The organism is Streptomyces roseolilacinus, assembly GCF_014649335.1.
GTDB lineage: Bacteria > Actinomycetota > Actinomycetes > Streptomycetales > Streptomycetaceae > Streptomyces > Streptomyces roseolilacinus.
Window position 1 is genome coordinate 212,132 of record NZ_BMSV01000010.1, and the last position, 15,677, is coordinate 227,808.

Here is a 15,677-nt window from a genome sequence, read left to right on the forward strand (position 1 = left end):
GGGAGGCGTGTCCGCCCGGGGTGTTCAGGGACGCGTCCCGAACTGCCCCTTGTGACGCACGACGGCGTCCGGGCCCGGGGACATCACGGCCTCGTGCCCGTCGTCGTCGAAGCGGACGCGGTACGGCGGGTGGCCGTGCTCGCCGAGGACCTCGACGATCTCGGCCGTACGGTCGTGCCGGCCGACCACCCGGCCGTGCACCAGCAGCTTGTCGCCCACGGTTGCTTCCATCAGGAGTGACCTCCTCGCGCCGGTATGTCCGTATACGGGAGTCTACGTCCGAAGGTGTGGTCCGCGTCACCCGGAGCGGACCCGCCCGCCTCAGAAGACGGGCGCCGACGCGGTGCGGAACTCCGCCCCGTCCAGCAGCTCCGGCGTCAGCCGCACCCCGGTCAGCCGCTCCGCGAGGGCGAACGCCGCCTCCGTCGACCCCTCCGGGTCCGCGTCGTCCCCGCGCAGGTCGAAGCCCACCTCCCGCATCAGCGCCACCGCCCCGTCCGGGTCGGCGCCCTCCCGCGCGTACGGGAACAGCGGCTCGAAGTGCAGGCGCAGTTCGCCGTCCACGTACCGGCTGAAGTGGTCCACCGCGTTCACGTTGCGAAAGTGCGTGACCAGCTCCGTGCCCCGCGACAGGGGTGCCGCCGCCTCGTCGAGGCTGCCCAGGTACCCGTTCGGCTCGACCAGCAGCGTCCAGCCGTCCACCGCGCACAGGCCCAGGAAGTGCCGGTCGCCGCCGGACGCCTTCCACGCCTTCCCCGCGGCCTCGACCAGCGCGGCTATGCCCGTCACCCGGCCGTCCGCACGCGCGCGCAACCGCCCGAGCGCCTCCTCGGGGGACACCGCGTGCACCAGCGTCACGCAGTACGCCTCGATCAGCTCCGGGCAGTGGTCGCCGAGCCAGCGGTAGTCGGCAGCAGTCGCGTTCATGCCTCCGATCGTGGCATCCGCCACTGACAACGACCCCTTCCCCTGCGAACGTTCGACCATGAAGGAGACGATCGCTTTCGGCTCGTACGAGTTCTCGACCGACCCTGCCCGACTCGACCGCGCGCGGATCCACCGGTGGCTGTCCACCGACGCCTACTGGGCGCTCGGCCGCAGCCGCGAGGAGCAGGACCGCGCCATCGACGCCTCGCTCAACTTCGGGGCGTACGAGCGGGAGGGCGGCGCCCTGGCCGCGTACGCGCGGGTCGTCACCGACCTCGCGACCTTCGCCTGGCTCTGCGACGTGTACGTCGACCCCGCCGCCCGCGGCGCGGGCCTCGGCACCGCCCTGGTGTCGGTGGTCCGCGACCACCTGGTCCCGTACGGCCCGAAACGCGTCGCGCTGGCCACGCAGGACGCCCACGGCGTGTACCGGAGGATCGGCTTCAGGCCCCTGGAGGACCCGCACCACTGGATGACCCTGGACCTCCGGTAGCGCCGGCCGGGCGGGCGCCCCGGCCGCGGGCGCCCGACCGCCGCGGCACCCGCTAGCCTGAACCCCACGATGAACCGTTTGACCACGTCATGGGGCGACCACGCGCTCACCCGCTTCCCCGAGCACCCCCGCGACCCCCTCCGCGCCTGGGACGCCGCCGACGAGTACCTGCTGCGGTACCTCGCGGAGCCCGGCGCCCCCGCGCTCACGGGCACCGTGGCCGTGGTCGGCGACCGCTGGGGCGCCCTCGTCACCGCCCTCGCCGGCCACCCGGAACCCGGCGAGCTGGTCCAGATCACCGACTCGTACCTCGGCCGCGAGGCCACCCGCGCCAACCTGGCCCGCGCCGGCCACGCCGAGGGGCGCGTCCGCCTCCTCACGACGCGGGACGCCCCGCCTGCCCGCGTCGACGTCCTGCTGGTCCGCGTCCCCAAGAGCCTGGCGCTCCTGGAGGACCAGCTGCACCGCCTCGCGCCCGCCCTCCACGCCGGGACGGCCGTCGTCGGCACGGGCATGGTCAAGGAGATCCACACCTCCACGCTGACCCTCTTCGAGCGGCTCGTCGGCCCCACCCGCACCTCCCTCGCGGTGAAGAAGGCCCGGCTCGTCCACACCACCCCCGCCCCGGACCTCCGGCGCCCCGGGAACCCCTGGCCGCACCGGTACGCGCTGCCCGGCGACGCCCCGGCGGTGGCCGGGCTGACCGTCGTCAACCACGCGGGCGTCTTCTGCGCCGACCGGCTCGACATCGGCACCCGCCTGTTCCTCCAGCACCTGCCGAGCGGCCTCGACGGGGCCCGCGTCCTCGACCTGGGCTGTGGCAACGGCGTGGTCGGCCTCGCCGTCGCCGTCGCGGAACCCGGCGCCGAGGTGGTGCTCACCGACGAGTCGTACCAGGCGGTCGCCTCCGCCGAGGAGACGTTCCGCGCCTCCGCGCCGCCCGGCACCACGGCGCGCTTCGTGGTCGGCGACGGCACGGCGGACGTCCCGGACGGCTCCGTCGACGTGGTCCTGAACAACCCGCCCTTCCACAGCCACCAGGCCCTCACCGACGCGACCGCCCGCCGGATGTTCACCGGCGCGCGCCGCGTCCTGCGCGGCGGGGGCGAACTGCGCGTCGTCGGCAACCGCCACCTCGGCTACCACGTGGCCCTGCGCCGGGTGTTCGGCAACTGCGAGGTCGTCGGGAGCGACCCGAAGTTCGTGGTGCTGCGCGCCGTGAAGCGCTGACCTACCGGTCCCCTCCCGCCCTGGCGCGCCGGTGCGCGGCCACCCGTTCGCGGGTCGCGCACCGCCGCGAGCAGTAGCGGCGGGGCACCCCGCTGCCCAGCGCCAGGTACACGTTCCCGCAGCCCGGCGCCGCGCAGACACCGCCCGGCGGGCGCTGGCGGTCCCACACGAGGACCGTCAGGCACAGGCACGACGACGCCAGGAGCCACTCGCCCCACGGGGCGTCGTCCGACCCGTCCAGGTGCGGGTGCCAGGGGCTGCCGCCACCGTGCGAGGTGAGCCGCAGCGGGCCGGGGCCGCGGGCGAGCAGCCGGTTCAGCTCCGCCACGGCCGCGTCGAGGCCGTCGGCGGCGAACACCGCGCGCAGGGCCCGCGCCGCCGCCCGCATCTCCGCCACGTCCCGCCCGGACACGGCCACCGGCTCGTTCTCGCCGTGCTCCCGCAGCAGCGCGGCGATCGCCTCGGGCGTGGGGGAGGGGTCGTCGCGGGTCAGGGCGTTGACGAGGGCCTCGGTGCGGCGGGCGACGGCGTGCGCGGAGTGGCGGGAGGAGCGGTCGTCGGCGTACACCCCTGGAATGTAACGCATCTGGTGTGGTTTTCCGTTACGCGCGTACCGTGCGGCGGGTGAGAGACCGTCACGCCCTCGCCTGGTACACGACCGGCGCCGCCCTCGCCCGCACGGGCGACGAGGCGGCCGGCCCCGCGCTGCTCCTCGCGGGGCTCGCCGCCACCGGATCGTCCGCCACCGCCTCCGCCCTGCTCGCCGCGAGCACCGCCACCGCGGCGATCGGCGGCCCCGTGCTCGGCGCGCTGCTGGACCGCTCGGCCCGGCCCGGCCGGCTGCTCGCCGGGGCGCTCGCCGGCCACGCGGCGAGCCTCCTCGCCGTCCTGGTGTGCCTCGGCCGGACCCCGGCGGCCGTACCGCTCCTGGTCGCGGCCGCCTCCGGCCTCCTGGCCCCGGCCCTGTCCGGCGGCTGGACCGCCCAACTCCCGCGGGTCACGGGCCCCGGGAGCCTGCCGCGCGCCACGGCCCTCGACGCGATGACCTTCCACGCGGCCGCCCTCGCCGGCCCCGCCCTGACGGCCGCCGCGGCCACCCTGTACGGCGCCGGGGCGGCCGTCCTCACCGCGGCGGCGCTGCTGGCGGCGGCCCTCCCGGCGGTCCGCGCCCTCCCCCGCGGGCCGGCGGCCCCGCCCCGTTCCGGGCACCTGGCCGCGGAGCTCGCCGCCGGGTTCCGCGCCCTCGCCCGCACCCCCGCGCTGGCCCGGGTGACCGGCGCGTCCGTCCTGTCCTGCGCGGGCCAGGGCGCCCTGGTCGCCTGCACGCCCCTGCTGGGCGAGCGGCACCTCGGCGGCGCCGGGTACGGGGCGCTGCTCCTCGCCGTCCTCGCGGCCGCCGCGCTCGCCGCGAACGCCGTGCTCGCGCGGCTGCGCCGGCCGCCCGCCCCCCACGCCCTGTTCCGCGCGGCCACCCTCCTCCAGGGCGTCGCCCTGCTGCCCGCCGCGACCGCGGGCCACCCCGCGCCGCTCGTGGCGGCCGTGGCCCTGGCGGGCCTGGGCGAGGGGCCGCAGCTCACGGCGCTGTTCGCGATCCGGCACCGCGAGGCGCCGCCCCGGCTGCGCGGTCAGGTCTTCACGACCGGTGCCAGCCTCAAGATCAGCGGCTTCGCGCTCGGCGCGGCCGCCGCCGGCCCGCTCGCCGGGGTCTCCCTGCCGGGCGCCCTCCTGGCGGCCGCCGCCGTACAGCTCCTGGCCGCGGCCGTCACCGCTCCGGCAGGGCGGTGCCGCACCGCGCGCAGAACCGCACCTCGGCGCCCTCGGGCGCGAGGCGGCCGCACTCCGGGCACACCCGGTCCAGCAGGCACGCCGGCTCACCACCGGCCCGCTCCGCCCCGGGCGCCCGACCGATCGTCATGCCGGGACGCCGACGGTGCACCGTGAGGTAGTCGAGCCCGTGCGGGCCCGCCGTCAGCCCGCGCCGGGCCCCGCGCGGCAGCCACACCACGCACCCGGCCTCCAGCGGCTCCGCCCCGCCGTCCGCCTCCAGCTCGCCGCGGCCGTTCACCACGAACACCAGGACGTCCAGGTCCGGTTCCACGTGGACGGCCACCCCCGCCCCGGGGGCCAGCCGCACCACGTTCGCGTCGAGCTGCCGCTCCTGGGCGGCGAGTCTCCACAGGGCGCCGCCCCGGTCCGCCGGCATCGCGCGGACGAGGTCGGTCATCCGGGCGAGCACGCTCGCCGCCGGGGACGCTGCCACGTTGTTCCTCCCGGGAACAGGGAACGGGGGTGAAGGCCCAGGGATCGTAGCGAGTCCCACGGCCTCGCACCTCCCCCGGCACGCCTGCCCCGGGCCGGTGCCGCGCGGCGCGTCCGCGCCGGCAGACCCTCCCCGCGCCGGCGGCTCCCCCCGCGCGGCCCACTCCCGCCGCGTCCGCGGGGCACGGGCCCGCAGCGGCGGCAGGACCACCGGGTACCGGGCGGTCCGGTCGAGCGCCTCGAAGCCCTCCCGTGCCGCGGGCGCCGCGCCGACCCGTCCCCCGCCGGTGACGGAGGGGACGCCGGACTTCCCCTCCGCCGCCCCGACCCGGACGCCCTCCCGGCGCGCGTGGTGCCGGGCCGGCCACTCCTCGAACGCCACGGCGTCCGGGAAGGCGGCGGCCTCCACCCCGTCGACCTCGTCCACGGCCCCCGGCGTCCGCCGCGGCGCCCGCAGGCCCCGGCCGGCGGGAAACCCGGCCGGGTCCTCCGACCGGGCGCCGCCCGACGCGGTGCCGGACCGCTTCGGAGGCGTACCGCCGCCCCGTCCGAGGTGGCGGTACGCCTCCGGCGCGGTGGCCCCCGGGGCGCGCGGGCGCGGTGCTCCCCGATCGCCGACCGGCGGCGCGAGGGGCGCGGGGCAGCCGCCCGATCGGCCTCCGGGCGGGGGAGGCCGGCGCCGCGGACGCCGCCGCGGAGGGCTGCCTAGGATCACCGGCATGGCACTGCGACCCGTCCACGTGAACGTGAAGGCCCTCGACGCCCCGGCGGTCGGCCGGTTCTGGGCGGAGGCGCTCGGCTGGAGCGCCTTCCACCCCGGCGTGACCACCTACGTCGGGCCCCCCGGCGACCTCGTCTGGCCGGACCCGGTCTTCGTCTGCGTCGACGTCGTCCCGGTCCCGGAACCCAAGACGGCGGCGAAGAACCGCGTGCACCTCGATCTCGCCACCACCTCCGCGGCCCACCGGGCGGAGCTGGTGGCGCGCCTGCGGGACCTCGGCGCGACGCCCGCCGACGTGGGCCAGGGCGACGTGCCGTGGACGGTCCTCGCCGACCCGGAGGGCAACGAGTTCTGCGTCCTGGAGCCCCGGGAGGTCTACCGGGACACCGGGCCGATCGCCGCGGTGGTGGTCGACTGCGCGGACCCGCGGACCATGGCCCGGTTCTGGGGCGGGGCGACGGACTGGACCGTGCACGAGGTGACCGAGGAGCGTGCGGCGCTGCGCTCCGCCGAGGGGGTCGGCCCGTACCTCGAGTTCCTCCGCACGCCCGACGCGAAGACCGCGCCGGACCGCGTCCACCTCGACCTGCTGCCGTACCCCGGCGACGACAAGGAGGCCGAGGTGGCCCGGCTGCGGGCCCTCGGCGCCACCGACCTCGACCTCGGCCAGGGCGACGTCCCGTGGACGTGCCTGACGGACCCGGAGGGCCACGAGTTCTGCGTCCTCGCCCCGTCCTGACGCACAGCCCCGACGAGGCCCCGGCAGGTGAGCCCGGCGAGCCCCCGGCAACCCGTGGGCGCCCGAAAAGCCCCGACCCCTCACGCACGCTTCGGACAGGATGTCCCCGTGCACCACATCCTGTGCGGGCTCGCCGCCAATCCGGCCCTGCCGTCCGAGATGGTCGACCGGCTCATATCCCTCGCGGACGAAGAGATCGCCGAGAACCTCGCCGAACGTGCGGATCTCAGCCGTGCGCAGGCGGTCGCGTTGGCCGGGCGCGTCGAGGAGAGCGCGGCGCGGCTCGCCTACGAGGGCCGGTTGGCCTCCGCGGACATCGACCCCTCCGTCTGGCCGGACGCCGCTCTCGCCCTGCTCGAGCAGGGGCTCGGCCGCCCGGAGTGGGCGGGTCTCCTCGCGACCGATCCGGTCCGCGGGCGCCGGGAGAGGCTGGCGGCCTGCCCCGGCCTCCCGTCCGACGTGGTGGACACGCTCGCGACGGATCCGGACGTACCCGTGGTCGCCGAACTCGCCCTGTCGGCCGCCTCGGACGTGGCCGACGCACTCGCGGCGCACCCGCACGCCGAGGTCCGCCTCGCGGTCGCGGACAACACGGCGACGTCCCCGGCCGTACTGGAGGCGCTGGTGACCGGGGAGGGACTGCCCGCGGCGCGACGCTGTCCGGTCTGCGACCGCGAGGAGACCCCCTTCGTTCACGGCCCGCAGTGCCCACGGCCCGACTGCGAGCTGCCGCCGGGCGCCGCGTGCGACGGATCCCACGAGTCCACCGTCCACGCCATACGGGAGGCGGCGTTCCGCAACCCGTCCACCCCCACCGGAGCCGTCGTCGGTTTCGTGGACCATCCGTCGACGCTTCTGCGCCGGGCGCTCGCCGCCCGCCGGGACCTGCCCCGAGCGGTCTTCGCGCGGCTCGCCGCGGACCCCACCCCCGGTGTCCGGGCCGACGTCGCCGAGAACCCCGCCATCGACGACGCCCTGATCCGTGCGCTGGCCGACGACCGCGACCCCGAAGTGCGCCGCAGGCTCGCGCACCATCCCCGTGTACCGCTCGACGTCCTCACCCGCCTGGCCGGGAACACCAGGATCGGCGCCGCCCTTCCGCCCCGCATCGCCGCCGCCTCTCCCGCCGAGGTCGAAGAGCTGGCCGGGTCACCGGAGCCGACTGTCCGCATGCTCGTGGCCCGACGACGCCACCTACCACCCGGGATACGCGACCGGCTGGCCGCCGACCCCGACGTGAAGGTGGCCAAGACCCTCGCCCCGCACCCGGACCTCACCGAAGCGCAGCTGCGCGCCATGGTCGACCGGTACGGCGTCCAGGTCCTGGCCACGGTGGCGGCCAACCCCAACGCGTCCGCGGCGCTCCTCGAAGACCTGGTCCGGTACGAACCGGCGGCGCGGAGGGTCTTCCGTGAGGTCGCCCGGCACCGCCGGGCGACGGCCCCGGCGCTGCTCGTCTGCTTGGCGGACGGACGGGCGAGACCCGTGGCCGCGGGCCATCCGGCACTCCCGCCACCGGTCATCACGGAGCTGCTCGCCGACGCGGACCGGCAGGTGGGGGAGGCGGCAGCGGCCAATCCCTCCCTGCCGCCCGCCGTGATGGCGGATCTGATGCCCGGGCGGTGAGCACCCCGCCCGGTGAAGCGCCCAGTCTCATCGGCCGCCCGGGCACCGGTCGGACGACCTTTGCATAAAACTGCATGAGTACGTATAGTCATGCCATCCAGAAGGAGGGTCCGATGACGGTACGTGTGGCAGTGGCGGGTGCGAGCGGATACGCGGGCGGGGAGCTGCTCCGCCTGCTCCTCGCGCACCCCGGCGTCGAGATCGGCGCGCTGACCGGCAACGCCAACGCCGGCCAGAGGCTCGGCACGCTGCAGCCCCACCTCCTCCCGCTCGCCGACCGCGTCCTGGAGCCGACCGCCGTCGACGTCCTCGCGGGTCACGACGTGGTGTTCCTCGCCCTGCCGCACGGCCGGTCCGCCGCCGTCGCCGAGCAGCTCGGCGACGAGGTGCTGGTCGTCGACATGGGCGCCGACTTCCGGCTGAAGGACGCCGCCGACTGGGAACGGTTCTACGGCTCCCCGCACGCCGGGACCTGGCCCTACGGCCTGCCCGAACTGCCGGGCGCCCGCGCCGCGCTGGAGGGGGCCAGGCGCGTCGCGGTGCCCGGCTGCTACCCGACCGCGGTGTCGCTCGCGCTGTTCCCGGCGTACGCGCACGGCCTCGCCGAGCCCGAGGCGGTGATCGTCGCCGCGTCCGGCACCTCCGGCGCGGGCAAGGCGCCCAAGCCGCACCTGCTCGGTTCCGAGGTCATCGGCTCCATGACCCCGTACGGCGTCGGCGGGGGCCACCGGCACACCCCGGAGATGGCCCAGAACCTCGGCGCCGCCGCGGGCGAGCCCGTCACCGTGTCGTTCACGCCCACCCTCGCGCCCATGTCCCGCGGCATCCTCGCCACGTGCAGCGCCAAGGCGAGGCCCGGCACGACGGAGCAGGACCTCCGGGCCGCGTACGGCAAGGCGTACGCCGACGAGCCGTTCGTTCACCTCCTCCCCGAGGGGCAGTGGCCCGCCACGGCGTCCGTCCAGGGTTCCAACGCCGTTCAGGTGCAGGTCGCGTACGACCGGGCGGCGGGCCGCATCATCGCCGTCAGCGCCATCGACAACCTGACCAAGGGCACCGCCGGCGGCGCGGTGCAGAGCATGAACATCGCCCTCGGACTCCCCGAGGAGACCGGGCTTTCCACGATCGGAGTCGCACCGTGAGCGTCACGGCAGCCAAGGGATTCGCGGCGGCGGGCATCGCCGCCGGGATCAAGGAGAACGGCAACCCGGACCTGGCCCTCGTGGTCAACCGCGGCCCCCGCCGCGCCGCCGCGGGCGTCTTCACCTCCAACCGCGTCAAGGCCGCCCCCGTCCTGTGGTCCGAGCAGGTCCTCAAGACCGGCGAACTGGCCGCCGTCGTCCTCAACTCGGGCGGCGCCAACGCCTGCACCGGCCCGCAGGGCTTCCAGGACACCCACGCCACCGCCGAGAAGGCCGCCGAGGTCCTCGGCGTCGGCGCGGGCGAGGTCGCCGTCGCGTCGACCGGCCTCATCGGCGTCCTCCTCCCCATGGACAAGCTCCTGCCCGGCGTCGAGAAGGCCGCCGCCGAACTGTCCGAGCACGGCGGCGAGAAGGCGGCCATCGCCATCAAGACCACCGACACGGTCCACAAGACCGCCGTCGTCACCCACGCGGAGGGCTGGACGGTCGGCGGCATGGCCAAGGGCGCCGGCATGCTCGCCCCCGGCCTCGCCACCATGCTCGTCGTCCTCACCACCGACGCCGACCTCGACGCCCCCGAGCTGGACAAGGCGCTGCGGGCCGCCACCCGCGTCACCTTCGACCGGGTCGACTCCGACGGCTGCATGTCCACCAACGACACCGTCCTGCTCCTCGCCTCCGGCGCCTCCGGCACCACCCCCGCGTACGACGACTTCGCGGATGCCGTGCGGGAGGTCTGCGACAGCCTCGGCCGGCAGCTCATCGGCGACGCGGAAGGGGCCTCCAAGGACATCCGCGTCGAGGTCGTGGGCGCCGCGTCCGAGTCCGACGCCGTCGAGGTCGGCCGGTCCATCGCCCGCAACAACCTCCTGAAGTGCGCCATCCACGGCGAGGACCCCAACTGGGGACGCGTCCTCTCCGCGATCGGCACCACCGGCGCCGCCTTCGAACCGGACCGGCTGGGCGTCGCCATCAACGGCGTCTGGGTCTGCCGGAACGGCTCCATCGGGGAGGACCGCGCCCTCGTCGACATGCGCTACCGGGAGGTCACCATCACCGCGGACCTCGCCGCGGGCACCGAGTCGGCCGTCATCTGGACCAACGACCTCACCGCCGACTACGTCCACGAGAACAGCGCCTACAGCTCATGAGCACCCGTAAGCACACCGCGCTCCCGAAGGCCCGGATCCTCATCGAGGCACTGCCCTGGCTCACCCGCCACCACGGCAGGACGGTCGTCATCAAGTTCGGCGGCAACGCCATGGTCGACGACGCCCTGAAGGCGGCCTTCGCCCAGGACGTCGTCTTCCTCCGGCACGCCGGCCTCAAGCCCGTCGTCGTGCACGGCGGCGGCCCCCAGATCAGCGCCGCCCTCGACCGGCACGGCCTGGTCAGCGAGTTCAAGGCCGGCCTGCGCGTCACGACGCCCGAGGCGATGGACGTCGTACGGATGGTCCTCGCCGGCCAGGTCCAGCGCGAACTCGTCGGGCTGCTCAACCAGCACGGCCCCCTCGCCGTCGGCCTGACCGGCGAGGACGCCCACACCATCACCGCCACCCGGCACCAGCCCCTCATCGACGGCGAGCCCGTCGACATCGGCCGCGTCGGGGAGATCACCGCCATCGACACGGGCGCCGTCGAGGCGCTCCTGGCCGACGGGCGCATCCCCGTCGTGTCGTCGATCGCCCGATCGGAGGACGACGGACATGTCTACAACGTCAATGCTGATACGGCGGCTGCGGCACTCGCTGCGGCGCTGGGCGCCGAGACGCTGATGGTCCTCACCGACGTCGAGGGCCTCTACGAGGACTGGCCGAACAGCGACGAGGTCATCAGCCGCCTCACCGCCACCGAACTGGAGAAGCTCCTGCCCGAGCTGTCCAGCGGCATGGTCCCCAAGATGGAGGGCTGCCTCCACGCCGTACGCAACGGCGTCCACACCGCCCGCGTCATCGACGGGCGCGTCCAGCACGCGATCCTGCTGGAGATCTTCACCGACGAGGGCATCGGCACCATGGTCGTCCCCGACGAGCAGGAGGCACCCGCATGAGCAACGAGCAGCTCACCCGGCGCTGGCGGTCCGCCCTCGCGGACAACTACGGCACGCCCCGCCTCGCGCTCGTCCGCGGCGAGGGCACCCGCGTGTGGGACGCCGACGGCAAGGAGTACCTGGACTTCGTCGGCGGCATCGCGGTCAACGCGCTCGGCCACGCCCACCCGGCGGTCGTCCGGGCGGTCGGCGAGCAGATCGCCTCCCTCTCCCACGTCTCCAACCTCTTCGTCGCCGAGCCGCCCGTCGCCCTCGCCGAACGGCTCCTGCAGCTGTTCGACCGGCAGGGACGGGTCTACCTCTGCAACTCGGGCGCCGAGGCCAACGAGGCCGCCTTCAAGATCGGGCGCCTGACGGGCCGCCGGCACATGGTCGCCACCACCGGCGGCTTCCACGGGCGCACCATGGGCGCCCTCGCCCTCACCGGCCAGCAGGGCAAGCGGGAGCCGTTCCACCCCCTCCCCGGCGACGTGACGCACGTCCCGTACGGCGACGCGGACGCCCTGCGGGCCGCCGTCACCACCGACACCGCCCTCGTCGTCATCGAGCCGATCCAGGGCGAGGTCGGCGTCGTCGTCCCGCCCCGGGGCTACCTGGAGGCGGCCCGCGAGATCACCCGCGCCACCGGCACCCTCCTCGTCCTCGACGAGGTGCAGACCGGCGTCGGCCGCTGCGGCCACTGGTTCGAGCACCAGGCGCACGGCGTCGAGCCCGACGTGGTCACCCTCGCCAAGGGCCTCGGCGGCGGCCTCCCCCTCGGCGCGACCGTCGCGTTCGGCGCGGCGGCCGACCTCCTCAAGCCCGGCCACCACGGCTCCACGTTCGGCGGCAACCCCGTCGCCTGCGCCGCCGGACTCGCCGTCCTCGACACCCTCGCCGCGGACGGGAGCCTCGACCGGGTCAAGCGCCTCGGCGAGCGCCTGCGCGACGGGATCGAGGGCCTGGGGCACCCGCTGGTCTCCCACGTCCGCGGTGCGGGCCTCCTGCTGGGTATCGTGCTCACCGAGCCCCTCGCACCCCGGGTGCAGCAGGCGGCTCAGGACGCCGGCCTCCTGGTGAACGCGCCCGCCCCCGATGTCGTCCGGCTCATGCCGCCGCTGATCCTCGGGGACGACGACGCGGACGTGTTCCTCCGGGCGCTGCCCGGCGTCCTGGACGAGGCCAACGGGGAGAGACGAGCCGGAGAATGACACAGCGATGACCGAGCCGCAGGACAACGGCCACGGCGGCCCATCCGTACCGCAGACCCGCACGGCGCGGCACCGCCGGATCGTGGACATCCTCAACCGGCAGCCGGTGCGCTCGCAGAGCCAGCTGGCCAAGCTCCTCGCGGACGACGGGCTGAGCGTCACCCAGGCGACGCTCAGCCGCGACCTCGACGAGCTGGGCGCGGTGAAGATCCGCAACACGGGCGGTGAGCTGATCTACGCCGTGCCGAGCGAGGGCGGCTTCCGTACGCCCCAGGCGCCGCTGGGCGAATCCGCGAAGGAGGAGCGCATGCGGCGGCTCTCCGGCGAACTCCTCATCTCCGCCGAGGCGTCCGCCAACCTGGTCGTCCTGCGCACGCCGCCCGGAGCGGCCCAGTTCCTCGCCTCGGCCATCGACCAGGCGGAGCTCCACGCCATCCTCGGCACCATCGCGGGCGACGACACGCTGCTGCTCATCTCCCGCGACCCGGCCGGCGGGCAGGCCCTCGCCGACCACCTGCTGCGCCTGGCGCAGAAGGAGCGCTGAGGGCCGCCGCCCGTACGGCGCTCAGGCGCCCGCCCATCCGATGGAGATGCGCGGGCGCGCGGCCGGGCGGACCCACCGCAGGATGCGCTCCATCGCCTCCTCGGGGACCGACACGCACCCGGCCGTCGCCCCCTTCCCGTGGACGTGGAGGAAGATGCCGGCGCCCCGGCCCCGCACCGGCCGGCGGTGGTTGTAGGCGATCACCAGGGCGTGGGCGTACTGCGCGCGGTACGCGACCAGGTGCTCGGCCTCCGACGCCCGGCAGTCCGCCGGCAGGGGCTCCACCCAGCGGTTGTACGAGCGCGACGCGTTGTCCTGGCACCACCACGACGCTTCCGTCACCCGCCGGTACGGGTACGCGGTGCCGGCCGGCGCGGGCTCGATGCCGAACGCGAACGGCAGCGCGTACACCCCGGTCGGCGTCGTCGACGTGCCCTGCCGCCGCCGGTCGCCCGGCACCAGCCCGCCCGCCCCGAACCGGGCCGGGGCCGACCCGACGCGGACCCAGCCGCGGCCGCCGCGCCGCTCCCACCAGGTGACCGTCCCGGACGTGGCGCGCGCGGAGGGCGCCACGGCGGTGATCAGCTGGCTGCCGGTCCCCGCGCCGGACCCCGCGCCGGGCCCCGGCGCGGGCGGTGGCGGGGCGTCGGCGCGGGCGGGGGAGTGGGCGGGCAGGAGGAGCAGGGCGGCGGCGAGGACGAGACCGGGGCGCATGCCCCGACGGTAAGGCGGCCTTGCCCGTCAGCGCGCCCCCGGCGGGTCCGTCCGGGGCGGCAGGGGCAGCGGGAGGGCCGGCAGGCCGTCGAGGCTCCGCCCGACGTGCTCCTTCTTCGCGCAGTACGCGGCGAACTCCTCGTCCGACTTCCGGGCGAAGTACTCGGCGTGCTGGGTGCGCTCCTCCCGGTACTCCATGTACGGCACGGCGAAGCCGCACGAGTCGCTGACGCGCCGCGCCCGCACGACGACGATCGCCCGCGCCGACGGCCCGTCCGCGCCCTCGAAGCACCCGATGTACTCGCCCCAACGCGGGTCGTCCCGGAAGATCGCCTCCCCGGTCCCGTGCACCCGCAGGATCTTCGGCGGGCCGCTGAACGCGCACCACATCAGGGTGATCCGCCCGTTGCCCGGCTCGCGCAGGTGGGCGAGGGTCTCGGCGCCGCTGCCGCCGAAGTCCAGGTAGGCCAGGGTCTGCTCGTCGAGCACGACGAGGGTGCCCTTGCGGCCCTTGGGGGAGAGGTTGACGTGCCCGTCGCCCGCCAGCGGGGCGGTGGCGGTGAAGAAGACGGGCTGCTCCTCGATGAACGCCCGTATCCGGCCTTCGATTGCTGCATAGCGCTGTCCCATGGGCGGATTATCGCCGCCGGGGCCGCCGGGCGGGGCGCGCCCGCGTTGACAAAACATACGGAGGTCTGCATAGTTATACCCATCGTTGGATGCACCGCTAAGGAGAAACCCGTGACCGAGCGCGTCGTACTCGCCTACTCGGGCGGCCTTGACACCTCCGTCGCCATCGGCTGGATCGCCGAGGAGACGGGCGCCGAGGTCATCGCCGTCGCCGTGGACGTCGGCCAGGGCGGCGAGGACCTGGACGTGATCCGCAAGCGCGCGCTCGCGTGCGGCGCGGTCGAGGCCGAGGTCGCGGACGCCAAGGACGAGTTCGCCGACGAGTACTGCCTCCCGGCCATCAAGGCCAACGCCCTCTACATGGACCGGTACCCGCTGGTCTCGGCGCTCTCCCGGCCGGCGATCGTCAAGCACCTCGTCGCCGCCGCGAAGAAGCACGGCGCCTCCGTCGTCGCCCACGGCTGCACCGGCAAGGGCAACGACCAGGTCCGCTTCGAGGCCGGCATCGCCGCGCTCGGCCCCGACCTGAAGTGCATCGCCCCGGTCCGGGACTACGCGATGACCCGCGACAAGGCCATCGCGTTCGCCGAGAGGGCCGACCTGCCGATCGCCACCACCAAGAAGTCCCCGTACTCCATCGACCAGAACGTCTTCGGCCGGGCCGTCGAGACGGGCTTCCTGGAGGACATCTGGAACGCGCCGATCGAGGACATCTACGACTACACCTCCAACCCGGCCGAGCCGCGCGAGGCCGACGAGGTCGTCGTCACCTTCAAGGAGGGCGTCCCGGTCGCCCTCGACGGCAGGCCCGTCACGGTCCTCCAGGCCATCCAGCAGCTCAACGAGCGGGCCGGCGCCCAGGGCATCGGCCGGATCGACATGGTCGAGGACCGGCTCGTCGGCATCAAGTCCCGCGAGGTGTACGAGGCCCCCGGCGCGATCGCGCTGATCACCGCCCACCAGGAGCTGGAGAACGTCACCGTCGAGCGCGAACTGGCCCGGTACAAGCGGCAGGTCGAGCAGCGCTGGGGCGAGCTGGTCTACGACGGCCTGTGGTTCTCCCCGCTGAAGCGGGCCCTGGACGGCTTCATCGACGAGGCCAACCAGCACGTCACCGGCGACGTCCGGATGACCCTGCACGGCGGCCGGGCGGTCGTCACGGGCCGCAGGTCCGAGGAGTCGCTGTACGACTTCAACCTCGCCACGTACGACACGGGCGACACCTTCGACCAGTCCAAGGCCCAGGGCTTCATCGACATCTTCAGCCTCTCGGCGAAGATCGCCGCCAAGCGCGACCTGGTCTGATCGCGGCCCGTCCGACACCGCACCGGCACCACCCGCGTCCGCCTCCCCGCCTCCTGCGCGCAGGGAGGCGGACGCGCATCCGCACACCGATCCCTCCCGAGGAGCTT

At 75.2% G+C, this 15,677-nt stretch carries 16 protein-coding genes and 1 pseudogene; 11 read left to right on the plus strand and 6 right to left on the minus strand.

What is annotated here, in order from left to right; all coding sequences use genetic code 11:
- Nucleotides 1-24: 24 nt before the first annotated feature.
- Together IE106_RS23635 and IE106_RS23640 are read right to left on the minus strand one after the other, a co-directional pair.
- Entirely contained in the window at nt 25-231 is a 207-nt protein-coding gene (locus IE106_RS23635; RefSeq protein WP_189537195.1) for a DUF1918 domain-containing protein, read from the minus strand.
- 90 nt (nt 232-321) lie between these two features.
- Nucleotides 322-927, minus strand: a complete 606-nt coding sequence (locus IE106_RS23640; protein ID WP_189537196.1) for a DUF6461 domain-containing protein — start codon at nt 925-927, stop codon at nt 322-324.
- Nucleotides 928-985: 58 nt separating this feature from the next.
- On the opposite strand from IE106_RS23640, the gene IE106_RS23645 reads away from it, so the two are divergent.
- Both IE106_RS23645 and IE106_RS23650 read left to right on the plus strand, forming a co-directional pair.
- Nucleotides 986-1,420: a GNAT family N-acetyltransferase gene (locus tag IE106_RS23645; RefSeq protein WP_189537197.1), complete on the plus strand. Its 435-nt coding sequence runs from the start codon at nt 986-988 to the stop codon at nt 1,418-1,420.
- 69 nt (nt 1,421-1,489) lie between these two features.
- Nucleotides 1,490-2,650 carry a methyltransferase gene (locus tag IE106_RS23650; protein WP_189537198.1) on the plus strand — a complete coding sequence of 387 codons (1,161 nt, stop codon included), beginning with the start codon at nt 1,490-1,492 and terminating at the stop codon, nt 2,648-2,650.
- 1 nt (nt 2,651) lies between these two features.
- Here IE106_RS23650 and IE106_RS23655 read toward each other — a convergent pair whose 3' ends face one another.
- Nucleotides 2,652-3,236, minus strand: a complete 585-nt coding sequence (locus tag IE106_RS23655; RefSeq protein ID WP_189537199.1) for a CGNR zinc finger domain-containing protein — start codon at nt 3,234-3,236, stop codon at nt 2,652-2,654.
- A 38-nt stretch (nt 3,237-3,274) separates the two neighbouring features.
- Here IE106_RS23655 and IE106_RS23660 point away from each other — a divergent pair.
- Nucleotides 3,275-4,510 (plus strand): annotated as a pseudogene (locus tag IE106_RS23660) (MFS transporter); the annotation flags it as partial.
- On the opposite strand, the gene IE106_RS30875 reads toward IE106_RS23660, so the two are convergent.
- Nucleotides 4,413-4,874: a cupin domain-containing protein gene (locus IE106_RS30875; RefSeq protein WP_308427897.1), complete on the minus strand. Its 462-nt coding sequence runs from the start codon at nt 4,872-4,874 to the stop codon at nt 4,413-4,415. The pseudogene IE106_RS23660 and the gene IE106_RS30875 sit on opposite strands and share 98 nt — an antisense overlap.
- Nucleotides 4,875-5,628: 754 nt before the next feature.
- Here IE106_RS30875 and IE106_RS23670 point away from each other — a divergent pair.
- The 7 genes from IE106_RS23670 (at nt 5,629) to IE106_RS23700 (ending at nt 12,921) form a co-directional block, all read left to right on the plus strand.
- Nucleotides 5,629-6,369 carry a VOC family protein gene (locus IE106_RS23670; protein WP_189537201.1) on the plus strand — a complete coding sequence of 247 codons (741 nt, stop codon included), beginning with the start codon at nt 5,629-5,631 and terminating at the stop codon, nt 6,367-6,369.
- 108 nt (nt 6,370-6,477) lie between these two features.
- Nucleotides 6,478-7,995 (plus strand): hypothetical protein, encoded by a 1,518-nt coding sequence (locus IE106_RS23675; RefSeq protein WP_189537202.1) that lies wholly within the window; start codon nt 6,478-6,480, stop codon nt 7,993-7,995.
- Between the two features lie 113 nt (nt 7,996-8,108).
- On the plus strand, nt 8,109-9,137 hold the full coding sequence (gene argC, locus IE106_RS23680; protein ID WP_189537203.1) for an N-acetyl-gamma-glutamyl-phosphate reductase: 1,029 nt from the start codon (nt 8,109-8,111) through the stop codon (nt 9,135-9,137).
- Nucleotides 9,134-10,288 carry a bifunctional glutamate N-acetyltransferase/amino-acid acetyltransferase ArgJ gene (argJ, locus tag IE106_RS23685; RefSeq protein ID WP_189537204.1) on the plus strand — a complete coding sequence of 385 codons (1,155 nt, stop codon included), beginning with the start codon at nt 9,134-9,136 and terminating at the stop codon, nt 10,286-10,288. The genes argC and argJ overlap by 4 nt, the downstream gene beginning before the upstream one ends.
- Complete coding sequence (gene argB, locus IE106_RS23690) at nt 10,285-11,187, plus strand: acetylglutamate kinase (protein ID WP_189537205.1); 903 nt, start codon at nt 10,285-10,287, stop codon at nt 11,185-11,187. The genes argJ and argB overlap by 4 nt, the downstream gene beginning before the upstream one ends.
- Entirely contained in the window at nt 11,184-12,377 is a 1,194-nt protein-coding gene (locus IE106_RS23695) for an acetylornithine transaminase (RefSeq protein ID WP_189537206.1), read from the plus strand. The genes argB and IE106_RS23695 overlap by 4 nt, the downstream gene beginning before the upstream one ends.
- Before the next feature lie 7 nt (nt 12,378-12,384).
- On the plus strand, nt 12,385-12,921 hold the full coding sequence (locus IE106_RS23700) for an arginine repressor (RefSeq protein ID WP_189537207.1): 537 nt from the start codon (nt 12,385-12,387) through the stop codon (nt 12,919-12,921).
- 21 nt (nt 12,922-12,942) lie between these two features.
- Here the strand turns inward: IE106_RS23700 and IE106_RS23705 are convergent, their stop codons facing one another.
- Nucleotides 12,943-13,635 carry a L,D-transpeptidase family protein gene (locus tag IE106_RS23705; protein ID WP_189537208.1) on the minus strand — a complete coding sequence of 231 codons (693 nt, stop codon included), beginning with the start codon at nt 13,633-13,635 and terminating at the stop codon, nt 12,943-12,945.
- A 27-nt stretch (nt 13,636-13,662) separates the two neighbouring features.
- Nucleotides 13,663-14,265, minus strand: coding sequence for a pyridoxamine 5'-phosphate oxidase family protein (locus tag IE106_RS23710; protein ID WP_189537209.1), 603 nt, complete (start codon nt 14,263-14,265; stop codon nt 13,663-13,665).
- Between the two features lie 111 nt (nt 14,266-14,376).
- Here IE106_RS23710 and IE106_RS23715 point away from each other — a divergent pair, with 111 nt between their 5' ends.
- Nucleotides 14,377-15,570, plus strand: a complete 1,194-nt coding sequence (locus IE106_RS23715) for an argininosuccinate synthase (protein WP_189537210.1) — start codon at nt 14,377-14,379, stop codon at nt 15,568-15,570.
- The last annotated feature ends 107 nt before the right edge of the window (nt 15,571-15,677 follow it).